The organism is Acetobacterium wieringae (genome assembly GCF_023700225.1).
Lineage (GTDB): Bacteria > Bacillota > Clostridia > Eubacteriales > Eubacteriaceae > Acetobacterium > Acetobacterium wieringae.
Window position 1 is genome coordinate 394,695 of sequence record NZ_CP097897.1, and the last position, 22,531, is coordinate 417,225.

Sequence of the window (22,531 nt, forward strand, 5' to 3'; positions counted from 1 at the left end):
AGTTGCTTGCTGAAACAGCGCCGATAGAGTCGGCGAAAATTAGGTTAAGACGGAAGCCCACCGTTACAGGGGATGGATATCGGTTTTATTAAGCCCGTATTGAAGATTTATAAAAAGAGTGGTATAGCAGATTTTTCGTCTGTCTCGTTTGAGACAGGCGTTTTTTTATACACTAATTTTAGACGAAAAAGAATCTTCAGGGGCAGTAAAGGGTATCGATAAAGTGCATGCAGTCTTCTGTGTGAATAAGAGTGGTACCGCGGAAAGCTCCCTTTTCGTCTCTGATTGAGATGATAAGGGAGCTTTTTTTACCCCAAATTAGGTAATTAAGAAAGTGCCGTGAGCTTTGCGATCAGTTTCGCACGAAACACCAGAAGAAATCGCGATGCGAATTTCTTCGAGGTCGCGGGCAGTCGCCAACTACAAGCAAGCTTGTGATTGGCTCGTTGCCTTCGCGAATTTCTACACTGTACGGCGGACAGTTCGATGAACTGTTCGCCTACACGTTAAAAAATTGTTTGTGGAAACTGAGCACAAAGCAATCATTGTTCTTTGTTTCTAAATTATCTAAACTATATTCATAAAAGGAGAAAGAGTATGTCACGAAAAATTTATGTTTTTGACACCACCTTAAGAGATGGTGAGCAGGTGCCGGGGGCCAAATTGAATCTGGCCGAAAAGCTGGAGGTGGCCCAGCAGATTGCCAAAATGAAGGTCGATATGATGGAGGTAGGCTTTCCGTCGTCATCCCAGGGGGATTTTGAGGCCGTTCGGGCGATTAGCCGAAAAATCGGCCAGGACGTCTGGATTGCGGCCCTGGGTCGGGCGGTGGAAGCAGATATTGATTGCATTTATGAGAGTATCCGGGCGGCCGAAAATCCGTTGATTCATATTGTTTTGGGTTCATCAGGTGTTCACGTCGCCAAGAAATTTAAGAAAACACCGGAGCAGGTTATCGAGATGGGTGTCGGCGCAGTTAAATATGCCAGCAGTCTGCTACCCCAGGTTCAGTATTCGTTGGAAGATGCCAGCCGCTCGGAGTTTGAGTATCTCTGGCAAACCATTGAAGCGGTGGTTAAGGCTGGTGCCACCATCATCAATGTGCCGGATACGGTGGGGTTTGCCATTCCCGAGGAATTCGGTAAGCTGATTTATCGTATCAATGATCGGCTGAAAAATCTCGACCCCAAGGTGATGCTCAGTGTTCATTGTCATAATGACACCGGTCTGGCCACTGCCAATACCCTGGCAGCCGTTAAGAACGGTGCCGATAAGGTGGAATGTACCATCAATGGGATCGGTGAGCGGGCTGGAAATACCGCACTGGAAGAAGTGGTCATGGGAATTTCGCTTCACCCGGCTTATTATGGTGGACACACCACGGTGGACTCCAAAAAAATCTACGAAACATCACGGATGGTCAGTGCCACCATGGGGTTGGATATTCAGGTGAACAAGGCCATCACCGGAGAAAATGCCTTTGCTCATTCCTCGGGAATCCATCAGGATGGGCTGCTCAAATCCAAGGATGTTTATGAAATTATGGATCCACAAACCATCGGAGCACCGGCAATGGAAATTGTCCTCACTGCCAGATCAGGCCGACATGCGTTTATGCACGTCACAAAGCGTCTGGGTTTGATATTCCTGAGGTCTCAGTGGCAGCCATCTACCAGCAGTTTTTGACGATGGCCGATGCAAAAAAAGAAATCTACGACAATGATGTCCTGACACTGCTGAAAAACAGTGGCGTTCCCAGCAGTGCTACGAGCCCGGAATTATGGCAGCTACTTGATTATCAGCTACAGGTGAGACCGGAGGGTTACCAGTAGCAACAGTTAGGCTGGTAAAAGGTGAGCAGGAAGTGGTGAGCAGCCGCAGCGGATCCGGGGTTATTGATGCCCTTTATGGAGCGATTATGGAAGCTATCGGGGCGCCCATTGAACTCATCGATTACCGGATCAACAGCCTCAGTCGGGGCAAAGGGAGTCTGGGCAAGGTCACCGCCCAGATTCGCTGCGATGACCAGTTGTTCTCGGGTAAAGCCATCGAACAGGATGTGATGCGGGCCAGTGCCCTGGCACTGATTAATGCGGTCAATAAGATGCTGCTTAAATAAGTAAAAATTAACGGAAAAAATCTTATGGTAAGGGCTTAAAAAATTAACACGGGCTTATCAGCAGATGATCGGAGGCAATCAAAATGTTTGCCTCCGATTTATTCCAAAGCAAACTCAATCCCCCGATGCTCCACCGAAGTTGAAAAGACAATCAGGGTTTTAGTTCGGCCGAATCGTTGCAGTTCGCCGATGAAGCCATCCAATTCGCTGGTGCTGGGGAAAAGAACTTCCAGTAGCATCGAATAATCACCGGTGACACAATTGCATTCGATCACATTATTGCAGCCCTGGATGTAGGGATAGAACTCTTTTTTGCGGATCGGTTCAACCTCCAGATTGACAAAGGCCTTGATATGATAGCCCATTTTGATGGGATTCACTACCGCCTGATAGCCGCTAATATAATTATTCTTTTCCAGTTGTTCGATCCGGGAAGAAACCGCCGGTGACGAGAGATAGACCTGAGCGACCAGTTCTTTGATTGAGATCCGGCCGTTTTTCTGGAGCAGATTTAATATCTGCAGATCGATGGCGTCCAATTGTTTGTTTTTCATTATTTAGTCTCCTGAATTATTGAAAATAATTGAAAATGGATTATTAGTGTAAAATAGTCGATGTTTGTTACAATATTGTAACATAATTAAATTAAGTAAAGAAGTGAAAAAACTTTTTAAATTAGGTGAATACACTTAAAATAATTAGGTATCATCGTTTTGTGTTGAGTTATTGACAATGTAAATGCTTTAAGTTTATGATTGTTTTCAGTTGATGTGCCGCAACAAATTATAAGCAGGAGACAAGTGTATGAGCGAATTCTATGATCCCTATTCGAACGTGGTAGATGTAATGACAGAGGCAATGGAAATTGGCGGGATGAATCAGTATATGTTTGATATCATTAAAAACCCCCAAAGGGAAACAAAGGTCTATTTGCCGGTGGAAATGGATGATGGAACGGTACAGGTTTTTGAAGGCTATCGAGTTCAGCATTCCAATATCCGGGGGCCGTTTAAAGGCGGGATCCGCTTTCATCAGGATTGTAATTTAAATGAAGTCAAGGCCCTGGCCACCTGGATGTCGTTAAAATGTGCAGTCGTTAATATTCCCTACGGTGGGGCTAAAGGTGGGGTGCGGGTTGATCCCAATACGCTTTCTCAACGGGAACTGCGCAAACTGACCAGACGTTACGCCTTTGCCATCGAACCGCTAATTGGTGCGGATATGGATATTCCAGCACCAGACGTTAACACCAACTCCCAAACCATGGCCTGGATTCTGGATACCTATAGCATGCTAAAAGGTAAGCCCTGCCCTGGGGTGGTCACCGGAAAACCCTTGGAGCTGGGTGGCTCTAAAGGACGGAATTCGGCCACTGGCCGGGGCGTGGCGATCAGTACCAAACTGATTCTGGAACGGGATGGCAAGCAGCTTGCGGATGTTTCGGTGGCAATCTCGGGGATGGGCAATGTCGGTGGGAATGCCGCCCGGATTCTTTTTCATCGGGGCAGTAAAATTGTGGCCTTAAGTGATGTTTCGGGAGGAATTTACTGCGAAAACGGTTTGGATGCTGATGAAATATCGGAGTTTCTGGAGCTTACCGGTAAGCAGTTAAAAGATTATCAGAAAGCGGGGGTCCGTCATATTTCCCATGAGGAAGTCCTGACCTGCAAATGTGATGTGCTGATCCCGGCGGCGCTGGAGAACCAGATCAATGCTGAAAATGCCGAAAAACTGCAGTGTTCTTATGTCATTGAAGGCGCCAACGGTCCGACCAGCGTGGCCGCCGATGCGCTATTGGAAGAACGGGGCATCGTCCTGGTGCCGGATATTTTTGCCAACAGCGGTGGGGTCATCGTTTCTTATTTTGAGTGGGTTCAGAATATTCAGATCTTAACCTGGAACCGGGAGCAGGTCAATAAAACCCTGGAGAAAATTATGTCAGCCGCATTTATTGAAATTCTCGAAGAAAGTCAGCAATCCCAGTGTTCATTGCGGATGGCGGCCTATATCATCGCTCTGAAACGGTTGATTTATGCTGAAGAGATTAAGGGGATTTTCCCCTGATTGACAAGGACATTTGATCAAGCTTTAGGAGACAGCTTTCTTTTCAACCTTATTTCAAGGTTCATGGACTAAATTATTAAGGTAATAACATCCACCTCACCCAAATAAAAAACAGCGGACTTTATATCAGTCGGCTGTTTTTTCTTTTTTGCAAATATTTGTCCGATCTGACAAGATTAATTTAGAATCAATAGCTAAACGTTATACTCGTTGTATGATTTTAAAAAGAAAAAACATCCAAGTGACGGCGGTGGAGCATGTTTTTTGAGATGAGAAAAAGATAGTGATTGAATGGATTGTTGTTGACAAAATAAAGAAATGAAGATAATATATTTATGAATAAATTCATAAATGAATAAATTCAAGATAACTGTTAATTGCTGATTAAAGAATAATAAATTGCGAAGCAGCGGGTTAAGCTCCTGCTACTTTGTAAACGCTAAGCATAGATAAAATGGAGGAGACTGAAGATGGAACAAGATAATTATAAAAATGTATGTGAATATTGGCGACTAAAGGCGCTGGAGTTTGACTATGAAGAACGTTATGCGGCCTTAGGACTGCCCGGATACAATGAAAATAATTTACCGATTACTTATTTTGGTGTCAATTACGAGATTAACCGAGTGGATGCCAGAATTCATAATCTTGAAAATCCCCAGGAAGAGGTGGATTTTTATACTCAGTCAGCTATTTATCATTTGTTTTATTTTTCGAAAGAAGCACCGAGAAATTCTGGTAATTTTATTCCTCTTCATGAACTCCGGGGTGCAGCACCATTTAGTCCGGCCTTTAAAAAATCAACCCTGATGCCTTTTGCCAAAACCTTTGAAGGGAAAACAGAGCAATTGATTGAGGCGGCAGAAAAACTGGGGTTTGAACGGTTACCAAATTCAGACGCCGGATTTCAGGCCATGGCCTTTGTCTGTATGCCAATTCGATTTTTATTTTGGGATGGCGATGAGGAGCTGCCAGCTCAGGCCACTATTCTTTTTGATGAAAAAATCACCGAATTCACGCATGAGGAAACCGTCATCGGCATTGGCGGTGATCTGGTGAATCGGCTTGTCGATGCGGCAGGTTTAAAAAGATTATTAAAATAAGGTCCATAAGAGACACCAAGCTGACGTTTTATTGCCGTATTATTTTGTTAAAAGTCCATTCATAAACAGTTTCAATTTATAGTTGAGGTTTTCCTCAAAAGAAATTTTTGCATGACTGGTAAGGGCAGATTTGATTAAACCCATAAACAGTTCGGTGATCATTTCAATGGGTACATCATTTCTGAAATCGCCATTTATTCGCCCTTCCTGGATTATGGCTACCAAGATATCTTTAAATTTAGTTCCATGGGGTGGCCCCATCAGAGAAAGATGGCGATTGCATAAGTTAAATAATTGCTGATTTTCTTTAAAAATTTTACCGATGGTTAACAGAATTTGAGAGATTTTTTCCGGAGGACTCATGGAAGAGCGATTCAGTTCTTCCAGGGAGTCCTTTGTTTCATCCAGATTTTTTGTCAAAACATATCTCAGAACATCTTCTTTTGAATGAAAATAATTATAAAAGGTGCCCGTGCCAATATCTGCAGCCGATGCAATTTCAGCGATGGTTGTTTCTGCAAATCCTTTTTCAATAAACAGTTTCATTGTCACATCGACGAGAGTAGTGAGTACCTGGCGTTTTTTTCGATCTCTGCGACTGATTTCTTTTTCCATAAATTTACCTTCCTAAATAGGCGTCGTGATAGACCCGATGATACTTTAGTCCGAATGATGATTCTTTGTCTAAGCTATATCCTAGCGATTTTTCATAACAAAGTCAAGAATGAACGGCAATCTGAAGAAAGATACCTTAATTAGAATGAGAGATTTACAGATTATCTGATTTGTATTACATACCAACGCAAAAACCACCACTTAATGTGGTGGCCTTGCGTTGGTAGTGTAATTGACAAATTATTGTGGATTATCTCAGTTGAAATTGATTAATCATCTGTTTTAATAAAACCGATTGGCCGGATAATTCTTCACTGGCAGCGGCACTTTGTTCGGCGGTGGCTGAGTTCTGCTGAACAACCTGGGCAACTTGTTCGACTCCCAGGTTGATTTGGGCAATGCCTGTGGCCTGTTCATTGGAGGCGGTGGCAATATTGCCAATCAGACCGGTAACTTGATCGATGCCACTGACAATTTCATCAAGTGCTGCAGCTGTTTCATCGGCAATTTTTGTTCCTTCCTGAACCTTTTGGATGGACCCTTCGATCAGTCCGGTTGTTTCTTTGGCGGCATCGGCACTGCGGGCAGCCAAGGTCCGGACTTCTTCGGCGACGACGGCAAAACCTTTGCCGTGTTGTCCGGCCCGGGCCGCTTCAACCGCCGCATTGAGCGCCAGAATATTGGTTTGGAAGGCAATATCATCAATGACTTTTATAATTTTAGAAATATCATCAGAGGACTTGTTCATGTCGATCATCGATTGCTGCATTCTGATCATTTGAGTAGTACCCTTATCAGCGTTTTCCATGACGTCAGCGGCCAATGCTCGGGCCTTATTGGCATCAACGGCATTGTGTTTCGTCTGGTCGGCGATTTCAGCGATGGATGCGGTTAACTCCTGAATCGAGCTGGCTTGCTCGGTGGAGCCCTGGGCCAAGGATTGACTACTGTCAGCAATCTGGTTGGCACCGGTATTAACTTGTTCAGCCGCATTGTTGATGTCACCAAGGAGATCATTTAACTTTTTAATAATCGCATTAAGCGAAATAGAAATGGCATTGAAATCGCCTCGGTAGACACGCATGTCATCGATGCTCAGATTGCCGTTGCCGATTTCTTCAGTCACAGCTGAAATTTCAGTTACGACCGTTCTGAAGCGGCTGCCCATGGTGTTGACGGCGGTTTTCAGGGCATCGAAACGGCCTTTGTAGGTGCCAGTTACGGTCGCGTTTAAATTTCCTTCAGACATATCATTCAATGCTGCCGCCACTTCGTTAATGGGTTTTGAAATTTTTGCAAGGATTCCATTCATGCCCTTAATCAGTTTTTGCCAGGAACCACTAAAACGGGTTTCATCGGCCCGGACCTCCAGCTCGCCCTGAATTGCGGCTCGGGTCAGCTGGGTGGCATCAGCGATGAGATCACCAATGGATTCTTTCACACAGATTAAGTTCTTTTCGATGGTCATAAACTGTTCGTGGGTGGCATGGGTGTATTCATCGGGTATCTGAATGTCTAGATCAAAATCCAGGTTACCGAGTGATAATCGTTCCAGATTTTGCTCCAAACGGAGTACTTCTTTTTTGGTGTACTGGGCTACGCTTTCATTTGGTGTTGTATCGTGAGAGATTTCCAGATAGCCGATGGTAGAGCCATCTTTATCAAGAATAGCAGCCGTGTCCATGCGATAATAGCGGCCTTTGAATTCAAAGGGGTATTCGGTTCGACCGCTTTTTTTAAATGCAGTAACGCCACAATTTTCAGTCTTGCAGATCTCTAGATTACAATCAGAACAGGCGTGACCATACATATCTTCCCGATGTTCGGCAGTGCCGGTTTTTTTCATCAAGTCACCCAGTGCTTTATTGAGAAAGGTGATTTTCAAATCATTGTCAACAGCGGTAACACGGTAAGGCATAGCATCCAGGATTGCTGCATAGAAGTCTTTTTCATAGGCCAGTATTGCGATGGCCTGATTGGTCCGGTTGATCGCATTTTTGAAATCACCACCCAAAGCATCGGTGTGATTCTGATCCAAATCAAATCCTGGCTTGATGCTTTCTGGCAGCATTGCCAGATAATCGACGAGATTTACCATTGCGGTTTGCATACGTTGCAAACTGTTCCCCAGCAGATCTTTTTCGGATTTTGGGGTTATCGTGACGGAAAGATCACCAACACCGATCCGGCTTGCAATATCTGCCTGAGATTTAATATTCCCGGCGATTTCCGTTAAGGTGTAACCTAATTGACCCAGCTGGTCGTGGGTCAGTGTTGCTTCATGGTCTATGTTGACATCACCGGCAACGATGCGATTGGCAATTTTAGTTAGCTGAGTTATTTGGTTCGAGGTTTTATTAAAACCCACTAAAATCACGCCAACGATGACAAGCAATCCGAGTGCATAAATCAGGATTATGCTGTTTGGGATTGTAAAATACTGGTCGAAGTTCAGGCTCAGGACATACAGTGATAAGCCAACGGTTACTAGAAAAATAAAAGCAACAGGCAAAACAACTGTCAGTAGAATCCTCGACACCAAGGTTTTTTCATACTTCATGTAATACTCCTTTGATCATAAATTAAAATGTGTTTAAACAATAATTCAGGTCATTTTTCACCACTTTTCCTTGAATGATTTTACCGCTGATCTACGTTTTGTAGATGCTGTTACTCTTCACAGCCTGGGTATTCAATCGAATCTGCTTACGTACCTCAAATATTATATCCAATCATTTTAGTAAATTCAATTTAATTTTTTGTTTTAAATGAATTTAATTCATTGTGACGTTATTGCAATGGGGAGAAGTATAATCAGAAGTGGATAAAATAGACAGCATGTAACATATTTTATGAGAATGATTCGGTAGCAGCGATCAGATTCAAAGAATCGCTGAGCAAGATATGGAAACGTCGGCAAAAAGTTGACAACTCAACGCAAAGGAATTATAATAATGTTGACAAGTCAATATTAGAAGGAGTAGGACAATTGGAAATTGAAAACATGCATTTTATTATGCTCAATAATAAAATATTTCGCAATAATCAGATTCAACTGGACAAGGTAATGAAAAAATATGGCTTAAGCAGTGGTTCAATGCCCTATCTTTTTATTCTGGAGAAAAATGAGGGTGTCAGTCTTCATCAGCTCAGCCGAAAAATCGGCAACGACAAGGCCATGACCACCCGCACGATTAAACGGCTGATTGAGCTGGAATATGTTTATAAAGTCGGTAAAGATGGGGATTGTCGGGCCTATCAATTGTATCTGACCGAAAAAGCCAGAGCCGTATTACCCAAGATGCACAGGGATATTCAGGAGATCGTGGACTTGATCTCAGTCGATTTAACCCCGGAAGAGAAGGCTGTGACCCTGGTAGCGATGAAAAAAATCTTTATGCGAACCCAGCAGCTCAGGGCCGAGGAGGAATAAATGGAAAAAAGTTATGAAAAAAATAAATGGCCGATTCTGCTGATTGTAGTGATGTCGACCTTTATGGCAACTCTGGACAGCAGCATCGTCAATGTCGCGCTGCCTCAGATGGCCCGGGCAATGGATGTCGATACCGCACAGATTCAGCTGGTGGTGACCAGCTATCTGATTGTTATTGTCGGAATTATTTTGATCTTTGGAAAACTGGGAGACATGCTGGGCAAGACCAGAATTTTCACCTTTGGTATTGCCATGTTTACCCTGGGGTCACTGCTCTGTGGGATTACCAGTTCCTTTCCGGTGCTGATTGGTGCCCGGATTGTTCAGGCGGTTGGCGCCGCTGCAACCATGGCCAATAATCAAGGCATTATCACCCAGGTTTTTCCGGCCACTGAGCGGGGCAAGGCCCTGGGTTTAACCGGCACATCCGTAGCCCTGGGATCGTTGGTTGGCCCCGGATTGGGAGGCATCATTGTCGGGGCCGCCAGTTGGGAATATATCTTTCTGATCAATGTTCCAGTGGGGGTAGTGGTTCTATTCTTTGCCCTTAAGCTGCTGCCAAGAAGTAATAAAAAAACCACAGAGCGGTTGGATGTGCTGGGGGCAGTTCTGTTCATGTTCAGTATCGTGCCCTTATTTGTGGCCCTGGGGCAGGTACCCAGTCTGGGCTTTTTAAATCCGTTGATCCTAACGGGCTTTATCGTTTCAATCCTGTCGTTTATTGCCTTTATCAGGGTCGAAAAAAAACGGGAAAACCCCTTGATTCCTTTGGCTATCTTTAAGAATAAATTATTTTCACTAAGCATCTTTTGTGCGTTTATTACCTTTGTGGGGCTTTTCTGCAACAGTATTATTCAGCCCTTCTATCTGCAGGATGTGATGATCTACTCACCGGAGCAGGCGGGGCTGGTTATGATGATTTTCCCTTTGGTTTTAACCGTTCTGGCACCACTCAGCGGTCATGTTTCTGATAAAATTGGCTCAGAATTGTTAACCTTCATCGGTCTGTTGCTGATCAGTCTGGGTTTATTTTTAATGGCGACCCTGACGGAGCAGTCTTCCCTGATGACCATGGTTATTTTTATTGTCATCTTATCAGTGGGGATGGGCTTGTTTCAGTCGCCAAATAATTCCCTGATCATGTCGACGGTAAGTAGACATCAGTTGGGGATTGCCGGGAGCATCAATGCCCTGGTAAGGAATATGGGGATGGTTTGTGGGATTGCATTGGCAACCACCTTGCTTTATGGCAGCATGAGCGGGGAGTTGGGCTACCGGGTCACCGATTATGTGGTTGGCCAAAATGGCGCCTTTATTAATGGTATGCAAATCGTTTATACGACAGCGGCAGCGATCTGTCTGTTTGGCGCGGTATTAACGCTATTGCGGCTGATTGGTAAAAAGTCCCGGGTACGGGAGGAAGCGATGGTTCCAGACAAAGAGATGCGGCCAAGTCAGGACTGAGTCAATAATGGATAAGAAAAACAGCGGGTTTGGGTTGACCGCTGTTTTTTTCATTTCTTGTGCTTTGTTAGTATTTAAAGTATAATTCATCTTAATTGGTAGGGACATCTCCCGCTTGTTTATGTGTTCGAATCCAAGTGGGATAATCGTACGTTTGATAGAGGCCACATCAGACAAATGAACCAGATCAGGAGGTCTAAAAAGCAAAAATGATTATTAAATTTGTCAGTATTTATCTATACATTGGGGTTCTATTGCTTTCCTTTATGTTTATCAATTCGTTTGTTCGGGGTAAATCAAGCTATGCCAAGGCATTTGGGGCACTCAGTCTGACCTTGCAGATTTATCTGCTGGGTTATCTGGTGGAAATCAATGCCAGCTCGCTTCAGGATATGTATTTTTGGAATCAGGTGCAATATTTCGGGATTCCGTTTTTTCCGGCGTTGTGGTTAATGGTGAGCATGTTGTACACCGGCAAGGGCAAATTCTTCCAGGGATTTGGCGGTCTGGTGGTCTTTGCGATTCCGATTTTCACATTTCTGCTGCGCCTATCCAACGACTGGCATCATTTATATTACAGCCAAATTGGGATTCATCAGTTTATGGGGGTCAACTACATGTTGTTGATCAAAGGCCCCTGGTATTATGTTCAGACGGCCTATGTGTTGATTACCCTGGTTTTATGTACCTGGTTTTATTTTCAGCGTTTTCGAAACAGCACTGGTGATGAAAGAATCCAGTTCAGACTACTGCTGCTGGCTTCGGTATTGCCATATCTGGCATTGCTGTTGGTAACGGTGAATCTTTTCGGCATCGGGATTGACTACACGGCATTGATTTTGCCGCCCTGTGTTTTGTTAATCAATTTATCCTTAACACGCTATAATTTTCTGGAAATTAAAGATCTGGCCCGGGAACGGGTTTTTGAGGATAGCAGTGCTGGCCTGATTCTCGTCAATCGTTTTTATCGGGTTGTCGACTTTAACGAAGCCAGCATCACGTTTTTTAGTTGGTTCAATGCGTCGCTAAAAGAAGACCAATTGGAAATTCTGTTGGCGAAACATCCGGATTTGTGGGAGCGTATCAAGAATTCGGAGGATCAGGTTTGTCATTTCAGTGTTGCCAAAGAAGACCGTTATGTTAACATCAACACCCGCAGTATTCAAAACAAAAAAGAAACTGTTGGTCATCTGATCACCTTTGAAGATGTCACGGAGCGGGAAAGTTTGAAACAGCGGCTGACAGAAATCGCCAATACTGATGAACTCACCGGTCTCAATAATCGACGACGCTTTAGGGAGTGTGCCGAAAAGGCCGACCAGCAGGCCCGATCCGTCCAGGAAACGTTGTCAGTGCTGATGATGGATATCGATTTTTTTAAGAAAATCAACGATTCGTATGGTCATCATGGCGGCGATGTCGTACTTCGAAATTTTTCAGCGATGCTTAAGGAGGCCTTCCGGGGTACCGACATTGTCGGCCGGATTGGCGGAGAAGAGTTTGCGGTTGTGTTGTTAAACACCGATGCTGAAAAGGCCTATGCAAAAGCTGAGGATTTCCGGAAAGCAGTGGCACAAAAGACCACGATATTTGGAGAAAAATGCATCACGGTGACAGTCAGTATTGGCGTGGCAGAACGTGATCAGACAACCACTGATTTTGATGCCCTGATTAATCACGCCGACCACGCCCTCTATCAGGCCAAGCACTCGGGAAGAAACCGGACAGTTATCGCCCATTGAGACAAAAACGCTGTTTTTAAATTCGTTTCGGCTAATAAGTTGAACGATGAAAAATCGATTACGTATTGAATAAAAGAAAAGAGGAGAACAATGAAAAAATCAGTCATTACGCTATTGCTTGTTTTTGTGTTGGCCATGGGGGCATCGGCGTTGCTGCCAAAGACGGCTGATGTGACGGATCTTGCGACGATCAAGGTTGGAGTTCTGCTTCCGGAAACCGGTACCTGGAAGGCCACCGGGACGGCTGCCAACAAAGCCCTTGAGGCAACACTGCCGTATGTCAACCGCTACCTCGCCGACCAGGGCCTAAAAATTGAGCTTGAAATCCGTGACACCCAGAGTGATCCGGGCACCGCGCTGGCAGAACTGGAAAACCTGAAAAATTCCGGAATCACAACGGTAATCGGTCCGATGATCAGTGAGGAAGCCTTGGCGGTGCTGGACTACGCCAATACCAATGGAATGCTGCTGCTCAGTCCGTCGGCAACGGCCAGAGAACTGTCATTGCCGGATCACTTCTTTCGAATGGTTGGCACCGACAAAAGTCAGGTTGATGGTCTCACCCGGATCATTAAAAATGGCCAGCAGATCGACAGTCTGATAACGATCTTTGTTGATGACACCTATGGTCGGGGCTATAACGATTATCTGAATGAAATGGCTTTTGCCCAGAACATAGAGGTTCTTGGCTCAGTGGCAATTACCGCTGAGAGCGCCAAAAATCCCACCGTTTCTGAGACAATTAAGTCATTGGCAGCCGGAGCGAGCAATACGTCGACGGCGGTGGTCGTGGTGGCGCCCAGCCAGATGGCGGCTGATTTGATTGTCAATCTCTTAGATGATCAAAAGCTGTCGGCAATGAAATGGTATGCCAGCGCTGATATTATCGGTAATCAGACAATTGTTGAGAACCAGAAAGTGGCGGCTTTTCTGGAACAAACAGCAATGGAGGGGTTAACCCTGGGAGATCAGGGCATTGATCTTGATGCCCTGCCTTATCTGCGGGCTCGACTTGATGGTGCCAGTGACGATTCCCCCTATGCCCTCACAACATGGGATGCCTTATGGCTGTTGGCCGATACCTACGGCGTGGTTGGAGCAAACCCCGAGTATGAGGTTTTAAAATCCGGATTGGTAACCCAGGCGGCAAACTTTCGAAATGCTTTTGGCTCCTTTAACACGATGGACGAAAATGGTGATACCAAGGGCTCAAAGTATATGCGCTATGTTTGCATCAAAGAGGGTGATGCCTACCGCTGGAAGTGTATGGGCCATGTTGTCAGCCTCGGAGCCGGCGAGCCGATTGTTCAGACGATTGAAGAAAAAATTTCGCCAATTGGTGGCGAAGTCAAAATAGGCGCATTATTGCCGCTAACGGGAAACCGGAGTGAGAATGGTGAAGAAATAAAAATGATCCTTGAATATGCGGTGGATCAGTTTAACAATTATGCAAAAAGCCGCAACACGGATTTAAGCCTGACTCTTATGGTCGAGGATACAGGCAGTGACAATGCTCAGGCCGTTGCGGCAGCTAAGACCCTGACGGCGCAGGGAATAAATAGTATTATTGGACCAATTAACAGTGCTGAGTTAGAGGCTGTTAAGCCGGTGTTTGATGCAGCCGGAATTACTGCCATTTCACCGCTCTCATCAAGTATGGCACTGGCTCAGACCGATCGGCTCTATCGTCTGGTGCTGAATGACGGGGTTGAGACCAAAGCGCTGTCGACGCTGTTAGCCCAGCGGGGGATTGACGAGCTGATTATCCTTTATGCGGATGACAGCTATGGCCAGGCGATGGTCAATCAGATGAAAGCCGGTTTTGCCGGTGAGGTGGTAGCCCTTGGTTACGATGCCACCAATCCGGATCTGGCCATGCCGGTATCGATGGCAGAGGCGGCACTGGTAACCAGTGATCCAGCTAAAACGGCGGTTCTGACGGTTTCGTACAATGAAGTGGTGGAGCTTTTTAAAGCGTTGCCAAAAGACAGTAACTTACGTCAGCTTAAATGGTATGGTACCGACAGTTCGGCTTCGTCAAAGGCCCTGCAAAATGATTCGGAGGCTGCCGAAACGGCTGCCCAGCTTGATTACACAACAATTGATTTTAGTCCCTATGGGGATAAGTTTGATCCTCTTTATTACGTTATCAACGACGAACTGGAAGTTGACGGCCCGCTTAAGGAAAGTCTGATCAGCTCCTTTGACGGGATTTGGTTACTGGGTTGTGCCTATCTTCAGGAAGGCAGTAACGTAAGTCCTGAGGTACTTAACGGATATCTTGCCAAAGCTGGCTTTCATGGTCTTGGTGGGGTGCTCAAACTCGATCGGAATGGCGACCGACAGATCGGTTACTATAAATTCTATCATCTGATGCCAGCAGCGGAGGCATATTATTGGGAAAATAATGGCCTATACAGCCAGGATCTGCTGAAGCCAGGCGTGCTGGAGATGAAATAGCCGTCAGCACCGACACGATTTAAAAACGTTGGCTCCTTCGATTGACCAGATCACGTTATCAAGAAAAAACCGTCTCCAGGAGCGCTTTTGTGGGCGCCTGGAGACGGTTTTTTAATTCTTGGTGTGGTTTTGTGGCTGTTGGCCGGGCGGATGCATAATTTTCCGGCAATGTTTAATGACAAAACAGTTATAAGTAATCATATGGAGCCGATGGCGGCTAACCCTTCTTTTTCTGGCAGGTTTTACAATAATAGGTTCCCCGGCCACGAACCATTTCTTTGGTGATGGTTCCCTGACATACCGGGCAGATTTTTTGGGTATGGACGTTTAACTGCAGCTGAAACAAACCGGTAATGCCATTGGCATCAAAGGAATGAATGGTGGTGCCGCCCTGGGCGATGGCCTGTTCCAAAATTTCCCGGGATATGGTGATTAACTCGGCCACCCGCCTTTTACTGAGACGTTTTCCCGGGGTACGGGGATCGATTTTAAGCGTAAAACAGATTTCATTGGCGTAAATATTGCCGATTCCAGTCATAATGGTTTGATCCAATAGCAAGGTTTTAATCGGCAGATTGCTCTTATGTATTTTGGCATAGATCGTTTCAGGATCGGCATCCCAGGGCTCGGGGCCAAGCTTGGCAAGCGGTAGATCCTGACGATAGGTGTCTTTGTTGACCAGTTCCAGACGACCAAATTTACGGGTGTCCTGATAACGTAATTCAGAGCCATCACGAAAGATAAAGCTCAGGTGTTCATGCTTGTTTAGCGGCGTTGATGCGTCGACGATATTATACTTGCCTTCCATTCGTAAATGAGAAATAAAGGCATCACGATCCAGAATAAAGATCAGATATTTTCCGATCCGATCAATATCGCAGATGGTTTGGCCGGTTAAGGTGTTGGCAAAATGATCGGAATCTCCGGTGACAATCGGATCATAATAAACCTGGATTTCTTTAATTGTTTTGCCAATAATAAAATTCTTAAGCGTTTGGCGGACGGTTTCGACTTCTGGTAGTTCGGGCATAAGATTCACCTGCTTTAATGGATTTTGACGTACTCATCATGAGTATACACCAACGAAAACCATTGCGGCAAATGAAAAAAGAAATATGACGAAACAGCCCCAATTATAAATGGCTCCAGGAAACCGCTAAGGATTGACAGCAGGGGTTTATCATGATAACATAACACTGTTATCTAAAATAGTTAGACTAAAGGTGCAAAATGGGGAATGAAACAGAAACACGAGAACGATTGTTAGAAGTTGCCAAGGATGAGTTTCTTGAATTGGGCTACGAAAAAGCGTCAATGCGAAAGATTTGCAAAAAAGCCGGGGTTACAACGGGAGCCTTGTATTTCTTTTTTAAAGATAAGAACGATCTGTTTGCGGCATTAGTTAAAAAAGTTGCTGATGAAATAAAAATGATCATTATCCATCATACTGAAAAAGAGCAGGCTATTTATGTGGATGCAAAAACGACCCCAGAGGCATTAATTGCCGATGGGATAGAGCAGGGGCGAGAGTTTGTAACCTATATGTATGCCAATAAAGAGGCGTTTATTTTACTTCTCAGTAAAGCCAATGGATCAGCATATGAGAATTTCTATGATGAACTGGTCGACTTAATGGAAAAAAACACGTTGCAATTTTTAGATCACATAAGTTCTGAAAATGACAAAGAAAATGAGATCAATCCCTACACCATGCATTGGCTGGCGCATCTGGAGACGTCGTCCTTTGCTCAATTGCTGACCCACGGATTGACTTTAGAAGAAGCCTTAATTCAAGCCGAGGTCATTGCCAAATACCTGACCGGAGGTTGGCTGGCGATACTAAAAAAGTGATTTGATAAAATTTTAAATAAAGAAAAATACGATTGAATTCGAATCCGGAATTCAATTTTATTTTTTAGATTAAACATAACACTGTTATGCTACGCAAACATCAAATTGTTTTGGCTAATCTACAATAATAAGTTTCAGAAAAACCATTGATATTTAAAATATGAAAGGGGCAAAAATGTTTATTGAAGTGAATGATATTAAAAAAAGTTATGGCGAAGGAGGCAGCTATGTCCAAGTGCTTAAAGGGGTATCCACAGGCATTCAAAAGGGTCAAATCTGTGCGATATTGGGGCCAAGCGGATCGGGGAAATCGACCCTGCTTAATACCATCGGCGGGTTGGATACCATCGATAGTGGCAGCATAAAAATAAGTGATAGTGAGATTTCTAAACTGAATCCCAAAGAATTATCGCTTTATCGACGAAATTTTCTGGGTTTTATTTTTCAGTTTTACAATCTTGTTCCCAATCTTACGGTTAAAGAAAACATCCAGGTTTGCGAATACCTGACAAAAACACCACTGGATATCAATGAACTGCTGGAAGTATTGGGGTTAACCGAGCATCAGAAAAAATTTCCCTCCCAATTATCAGGAGGGCAGCAACAGCGGTGTGCCATTGCCAGAGCACTGATCAAGAACCCCGAACTGTTATTGTGTGACGAACCGACCGGAGCGCTGGACTATCAGGCATCTCGGGAGATTTTGATGCTGATTGAGAAGATTAATAAAAAATATGGTACCACCATGCTCATTGTTACCCATAATACTGCGATTAAAGAGATGGTTCATCGTGTCATCAAAATCAAAGACGGTCAAATCAGTCAAGACTACGCCAATACGGTATTAAAACCGGCCAGTCAACTGGAATGGTAGGTTATTTCAATGATTTTGAATAAGCGAATCATCAGGGAGTTAAAAGAAAACTGGGCACGATATGGAGCATTGGCATTTTTAATCATCTTTTCGCTGGGGTTGGTCGTGAGTATGGCTGGCTCTACGGATGTGGTCAATTATACGATTGATAAAAATAATGAAAAGAATCAACTGGAAGACGGAGAATTTTCGGTTTATGTTCCCCTAACCGAAAACCAGCAGCAGGAACTTGAAAAAATGGGCGCAAGAACCGAAGCAGCCTTCTATGTTGATTTGTCCGGTCCAGAGAAATCGGTTCTCAGGATTTTTAAGAATCGAAATAGTATCAATACTATTGAGCTGGAAGAGGGACGACTGGCCGATCAAAGGGGTGAAATCGTTCTGGAGAAACACTATGCCGAAAAGCATGGAATAAGGGTTGGCCAATCTATTGAGGTAGATCAAAAGAATTATCTGGTGACCGGGATCGGAACAGTGCCGGATTATTCCAATGTTGTCCAAAATGTTTCGGACGTGTTGGCGGATTTAAAACAATTCAGCATCGGATTTGTATCTGAGTCGGAATTTAATCAACTGTTAGCAGAAGATATCAATGTTGAATATAATTATAGCTATAAATTGGATGGGAAACTGACTGATTCAGAACTAAAAGAAAAATTAGTTGATCTGGATTTTGATAAAACAAAGGTCGCCAATAAATATATGCAAGAAATCATCGATACCATTGAAAAAGGCAAGAATGATTTATCCGGTGGCGTTAATGATCTGGCAGATGGGACGCAAAAACTGGCAAATGGAGCCAACTCACTCAAACAGGGAAGCAATGAATTGGCAGAAGGAGCAGGCAGTCTGGTAAGTGGCACCGATCAATTGAGCTCAGGTTTAGAAGAATTGACAAATTACAATGCCACTTTGAATAAAGCAGCTGACGATGTTTTTCAGGGGATGATTGCTCAGATAAACAGCGAATTTGAAAAGATGGGGATGACAGTCACCGTTACCGGCGACAATTACCGGTCCGTGATTGACGGCTTGACCAAAGCCCTTGACGGCTCCGATACGAATACGGTGATCGTACTTAATACCATGAAAGCGCAACTGGATAGTTACAAAGACTTTAAAGATGGACTAACAGCCTATACCAATGGTGTCGAATCGGCCTATTCCGGGTCGGTGGAATTGTCTGCGGGCGCAGATAGCCTGTATCAAGGCAGCAAGGACTTGGCAAATGGGGTCAATACCTTGAGTAATGGCTCGGCCGAATTAAACAGTGGGATGGGAGAACTTAAAAATCAGGTCACCAATTTTATCAATGAAAATATGGATTATCAATATGTCAATCTAATCACTTTTTTAGAAGCTGATGATAATCAACGGATTACAAGCTGTAAAAGTGATGCCGCCATTAATAAAAACTCAGCGTTAATTGCAGGAGTGATGATACTCACCTTAATTGCCTATATGATTTCAGTATTTGTGATTCATACCATCGATAAGGAAAGTGCCGTGATCGGGGCGCTCTATTCAATGGGTTATGTAAAAAAAGAACTACTCAAACATTTTATGATCCTGCCGATGCTGGTTGTCACTGCATCAGCACTGCTGGGGACCGGCTTAGGGTTTATGCTGATTGGCGAAAATATTAAGGAGAATGTTGCCTACTATTCTTATCCCGGATATGCCATGGTATTTCCACCCTATCTTTTGATTTATGGTGTTTTGCTACCGATCCTGATTGCTTTGCTTGTCAATTATACAGTTATCAACAGCAAACTATCCTTAGCGCCGCTTAAATTGCTCAGACGGGAAAAGAAACAGCATCAGCTGACAAGTATCGACCTGAAGGAGATGGGTTTTATTAATCGCTATCGGATTCGACAATTATTACGTGAAATCCGGGGAAACATCACCCTGTTTTGTGGACTTTCTATTGCTATTCTACTGATGGTTTTTGGCTTTAGTATTTATGGGAGTATTAGTGCCTATGTCAATAATGTGGCATCCGACGTTGAGTACAATTATCTTTACTTGCTGAAGTATCCCATGGAAACGGCCCCCACTGATGCCACTAAAGCTTATACCGAGTCTTTAACCGCAGACCTTTATTTGACCGGGGGGGAGATGGACGTGACGGTTCAGGGTATTGATGATCAAAACCCCTATTTTGATTTTTCGCTGGATGGCGAAAAAAATGAGGTGGTCATTTCTGACTCAGTTGCTAATAAGTTCGGTTATCAGGTCGGAGAGGAGATTACCCTTTTCGATAATCTGACCGATCGAAATTATAATTTTAGGGTTAAAGCGGTGGTAAATTTTGCCAGTGGTCTCTATATTTTCATGGATATTAAAGATATGCGTGAGCTGTTTGGACAGGAAGAGGACTACTATAATACCCTGATGTCTGATCAGGAACTGGATATTGAAGCCGGAAGAATTGCCACGGTCATAACGGTCGATAAAATGGTCGCTGCGGCCAGACAAATGTTCACCATGATGTATGGGTTGGTAATTACCATTCTGGCCGCATCGGTACTGCTTTTTGCGATTGTGATGTATTTACTGGTAAAAATGATGATTGATAAATCAGCCTTCAGCATTTCGTTAATCAAGGTGTTTGGTTATAATGAACGGGAAATAAAAAAGCTATACCTGGGCACCACCTTTTATACGGTTGCGCTCACGACCCTTATTGCCATTCCGGCCTCTAAAATGATAATTAATAAGATTTACCCTTATATGGTATCCAATGTTTCAGCTGGCATGAATGCCACCATGTCACCCCAATCCTATCTGATCATGGTGGCGATTATTTTAAGTGCTTACGCCATCGTGAATTTTATGGTTGGCAGACATTTAAGAAAGATTTCCCTGGTAGAGATTTTAAAGGAACGCGAGTAGCAGGGGGGACTTAATTATAGCAACCGGGCTTAAGATTCCTGATCAAAAGCGGCCAAAATGACGTCAAGGGTATGAAGGACATTCATTTTCTCGTCATTGGGAATGTTATCAAAAATATCTGCAAAAAAAGTATCGTTATTGCTTTCAATCGTTTCAAATATAACCATACCAGATTCAGTCAGGGATATGTCAACACTGCGCCGATCTTCAAGTGAAGGGATGCGTTGGACATATCCCTTTTTTACAAGTCCGTCCACGGTGCGGCTGGTGGTGCTTATATCGATGGCCAGGATGACGGCTAAGTCCTTTAAAGAAATGCTTTTAACACGGCCGATTTCCACTACGGCATGGCATTGGGCCAGGGTCAGAACGGCGGCGCAGCAGCTGCCATTATTTTTTTTCAAGAGTCCCAGTTTTCGCTCCAGGATTCGTATTTGTTCTCTAAATTGTTTTGGTTGTGCTCGATTCATAACAGCCACCTCCTTTAAGCTGTGTTTATTGTAGCATGTTTGATTTGCGCTTGCAATATTTGATAAAAGCAATAGTTGTTACTTGCAATTAAAAGAGCCGTATGTTACAATTACAAACAAATTTGAAAGGACGTGTAAAATAATGAATCAGACCATTAAAAAAGCTGACAACTATTTCTTAAAAACATATAATCGTTATCCGATTGTATTAGAATCCGGGGAAGGGGTTTATCTCGTTGACGATGCAGGAAAAAAATATCTTGATTTTGCAGCGGGCATTGGCGTGTTTGCCTTAGGTTATCAAAACAAAAAATATAATGAAGCCTTGAAAACCCAGATCGATCAACTCATTCATACCTCCAACTTGTTTTATAACAAGCCATCCGCTGAGGCGGCCGAGAAGTTTATTCAGGTATCGGGAATGGAGAAGGTGTTTTTTACCAATTCCGGAACAGAAGCCATTGAAGGGGCGCTAAAGATTGCCCGTAAATTTTATTTTAATAAGACTGGCAGTCCCGCAGGCGAAATCATTGCCATGAATCACTCCTTTCATGGCCGCAGCATGGGGGCGTTGGCGGTTACCGGACAGCCAAAATACCAGGAAGCTTTTGGTCCGATGATGCCAAATATCAAGTTTGCCCAGTTTAATAATCTGGCCAGTGTCAAAGCGCAGATCAATGAAAAAACCTGCGCCATATTAATGGAAACCGTTCAGGGCGAAGGGGGCCTGTATCCGACCACCGCCGAGTTTTTAAGCGGGGTGAAAAAGCTTTGCGAAGAATATGATCTGTTGTTGATGCTGGATGAAATCCAATGCGGCATGGGACGGGTGGGAGAAATGTTCGCTTACCAGGCATATGGCGTCATCCCAGATGTGGTGACTTCAGCCAAGGCCCTCGGATGCGGAATTCCTGTCGGGGCGTTTGCGGCCCGGGGAAAAGCTGCCGCGGTTTTAGAACCGGGGGATCACGGTACCACCTACGGCTTTAATCCCCTGGCGGGAGCTGCCGTTTCGGTGGTTTTGGATATCTATGAGGAGACGGATTTGCTGACTCATGTCACAGCAGTCAGCAGCTATCTGGAAGCGAAACTCGATGAACTGGTCAGGGACTATCCGGGAGTCAAAGAACGACGCGGGATGGGTTTAATGCAAGCCCTTGAACTGGATCGACCGGTTGCAGATGTCATCGCCAAAGCCCAGGAACTGGGACTGATTATCATCACCGCCGGACCAAATGTATTGCGATTCCTACCGCCCTTGGTGATCGAGAAGAAACAGATCGATGAAATGATTGGGATTTTAAAAGTTTGTTTGGATTAAATGTAAATTTATCCCGACTTTGTCCGGGGGATACGATGGAAAATTCGATGCCATCAACATCTTTTGAAAAATTGCTGAATTTTATGATAAAAAGTAGTAGAATAAAGAAAAACAAGG

At 44.1% G+C, this 22,531-nt stretch carries 18 protein-coding genes and 1 other annotated feature (1 of these 19 running past the window's edge); of the genes, 13 read left to right on the top strand and 5 right to left on the bottom strand.

Features of this window, described 5'->3' with window-relative positions; translation table 11 throughout:
* Window positions 1-286: a binding site (T-box leader), on the top strand; it begins 97 nt to the left of the window's first position.
* A 311-nt stretch (window positions 287-597) separates the two neighbouring features.
* Genes CHL1_RS01850 through CHL1_RS01860 form a run of 3 tightly spaced genes read left to right on the top strand, consistent with a single transcriptional unit; the run spans window position 598 to window position 2,119 of the window.
* Window positions 598-1,686, top strand: a complete 1,089-nt coding sequence (locus tag CHL1_RS01850) for a 2-isopropylmalate synthase (protein ID WP_250934470.1) — start codon at window positions 598-600, stop codon at window positions 1,684-1,686.
* Window positions 1,659-1,832, top strand: a complete 174-nt coding sequence (locus CHL1_RS01855) for a hypothetical protein (RefSeq protein ID WP_250934471.1) — start codon at window positions 1,659-1,661, stop codon at window positions 1,830-1,832. The genes CHL1_RS01850 and CHL1_RS01855 overlap by 28 nt, the downstream gene beginning before the upstream one ends.
* Window positions 1,833-1,867: 35 nt before the next feature.
* Window positions 1,868-2,119: an alpha-isopropylmalate synthase regulatory domain-containing protein gene (locus CHL1_RS01860; protein WP_250934472.1), complete on the top strand. Its 252-nt coding sequence runs from the start codon at window positions 1,868-1,870 to the stop codon at window positions 2,117-2,119.
* Window positions 2,120-2,217: 98 nt separating this feature from the next.
* Here CHL1_RS01860 and CHL1_RS01865 read toward each other — a convergent pair whose 3' ends face one another.
* The gene (locus CHL1_RS01865; protein WP_338078308.1) at window positions 2,218-2,658 is read right to left on the bottom strand and encodes an Lrp/AsnC family transcriptional regulator; all 441 of its coding nucleotides are present in this window, start codon (window positions 2,656-2,658) and stop codon (window positions 2,218-2,220) included.
* A 265-nt stretch (window positions 2,659-2,923) separates the two neighbouring features.
* Between CHL1_RS01865 and CHL1_RS01870 the strand changes: the two genes are divergently transcribed.
* On the top strand, window positions 2,924-4,183 hold the full coding sequence (locus tag CHL1_RS01870; RefSeq protein WP_250934474.1) for a Glu/Leu/Phe/Val family dehydrogenase: 1,260 nt from the start codon (window positions 2,924-2,926) through the stop codon (window positions 4,181-4,183).
* A 470-nt stretch (window positions 4,184-4,653) separates the two neighbouring features.
* Entirely contained in the window at window positions 4,654-5,286 is a 633-nt protein-coding gene (locus tag CHL1_RS01875) for a DUF3786 domain-containing protein (protein ID WP_250934475.1), read from the top strand.
* A gap of 39 nt (window positions 5,287-5,325) precedes the next feature.
* Here CHL1_RS01875 and CHL1_RS01880 read toward each other — a convergent pair whose 3' ends face one another.
* Window positions 5,326-5,901: a TetR/AcrR family transcriptional regulator gene (locus CHL1_RS01880; protein WP_250934476.1), complete on the bottom strand. Its 576-nt coding sequence runs from the start codon at window positions 5,899-5,901 to the stop codon at window positions 5,326-5,328.
* 250 nt (window positions 5,902-6,151) lie between these two features.
* Window positions 6,152-8,461, bottom strand: coding sequence for a methyl-accepting chemotaxis protein (locus tag CHL1_RS01885; protein WP_250934477.1), 2,310 nt, complete (start codon window positions 8,459-8,461; stop codon window positions 6,152-6,154).
* Window positions 8,462-8,890: 429 nt separating this feature from the next.
* Between CHL1_RS01885 and CHL1_RS01890 the strand changes: the two genes are divergently transcribed.
* From CHL1_RS01890 to CHL1_RS01905, 4 genes are all read left to right on the top strand, one after another.
* On the top strand, window positions 8,891-9,334 hold the full coding sequence (locus tag CHL1_RS01890; protein ID WP_070369621.1) for a MarR family winged helix-turn-helix transcriptional regulator: 444 nt from the start codon (window positions 8,891-8,893) through the stop codon (window positions 9,332-9,334).
* The gene (locus CHL1_RS01895; RefSeq protein ID WP_070369620.1) at window positions 9,335-10,798 is read left to right on the top strand and encodes an MFS transporter; all 1,464 of its coding nucleotides are present in this window, start codon (window positions 9,335-9,337) and stop codon (window positions 10,796-10,798) included.
* A gap of 209 nt (window positions 10,799-11,007) precedes the next feature.
* Window positions 11,008-12,540, top strand: a complete 1,533-nt coding sequence (locus CHL1_RS01900; protein WP_250934478.1) for a histidine kinase N-terminal 7TM domain-containing diguanylate cyclase — start codon at window positions 11,008-11,010, stop codon at window positions 12,538-12,540.
* Between the two features lie 90 nt (window positions 12,541-12,630).
* Window positions 12,631-15,000: an ABC transporter substrate-binding protein gene (locus CHL1_RS01905; RefSeq protein ID WP_250934479.1), complete on the top strand. Its 2,370-nt coding sequence runs from the start codon at window positions 12,631-12,633 to the stop codon at window positions 14,998-15,000.
* Window positions 15,001-15,217: 217 nt separating this feature from the next.
* Here CHL1_RS01905 and mutM read toward each other — a convergent pair whose 3' ends face one another.
* A complete protein-coding gene (gene mutM, locus CHL1_RS01910; RefSeq protein ID WP_070369617.1) occupies window positions 15,218-16,030 on the bottom strand; it encodes a DNA-formamidopyrimidine glycosylase in 813 nt (270 codons plus the stop codon).
* 200 nt (window positions 16,031-16,230) lie between these two features.
* On the opposite strand from mutM, the gene CHL1_RS01915 reads away from it, so the two are divergent.
* The 3 genes from CHL1_RS01915 to CHL1_RS01925 all read left to right on the top strand — a co-directional run bounded on the left by CHL1_RS01915 (window position 16,231) and on the right by CHL1_RS01925 (window position 20,623).
* Complete coding sequence (locus tag CHL1_RS01915; protein WP_250934480.1) at window positions 16,231-16,851, top strand: TetR/AcrR family transcriptional regulator; 621 nt, start codon at window positions 16,231-16,233, stop codon at window positions 16,849-16,851.
* 175 nt (window positions 16,852-17,026) lie between these two features.
* On the top strand, window positions 17,027-17,725 hold the full coding sequence (locus CHL1_RS01920; RefSeq protein WP_250934481.1) for an ABC transporter ATP-binding protein: 699 nt from the start codon (window positions 17,027-17,029) through the stop codon (window positions 17,723-17,725).
* Window positions 17,726-17,734: 9 nt separating this feature from the next.
* Window positions 17,735-20,623: an ABC transporter permease gene (locus CHL1_RS01925; RefSeq protein ID WP_250934482.1), complete on the top strand. Its 2,889-nt coding sequence runs from the start codon at window positions 17,735-17,737 to the stop codon at window positions 20,621-20,623.
* A 29-nt stretch (window positions 20,624-20,652) separates the two neighbouring features.
* Here CHL1_RS01925 and CHL1_RS01930 read toward each other — a convergent pair whose 3' ends face one another.
* Entirely contained in the window at window positions 20,653-21,093 is a 441-nt protein-coding gene (locus tag CHL1_RS01930) for a MarR family winged helix-turn-helix transcriptional regulator (RefSeq protein ID WP_250934483.1), read from the bottom strand.
* Between the two features lie 142 nt (window positions 21,094-21,235).
* Here CHL1_RS01930 and CHL1_RS01935 point away from each other — a divergent pair, with 142 nt between their 5' ends.
* On the top strand, window positions 21,236-22,414 hold the full coding sequence (locus CHL1_RS01935; RefSeq protein WP_250934484.1) for an aspartate aminotransferase family protein: 1,179 nt from the start codon (window positions 21,236-21,238) through the stop codon (window positions 22,412-22,414).
* The last annotated feature ends 117 nt before the right edge of the window (window positions 22,415-22,531 follow it).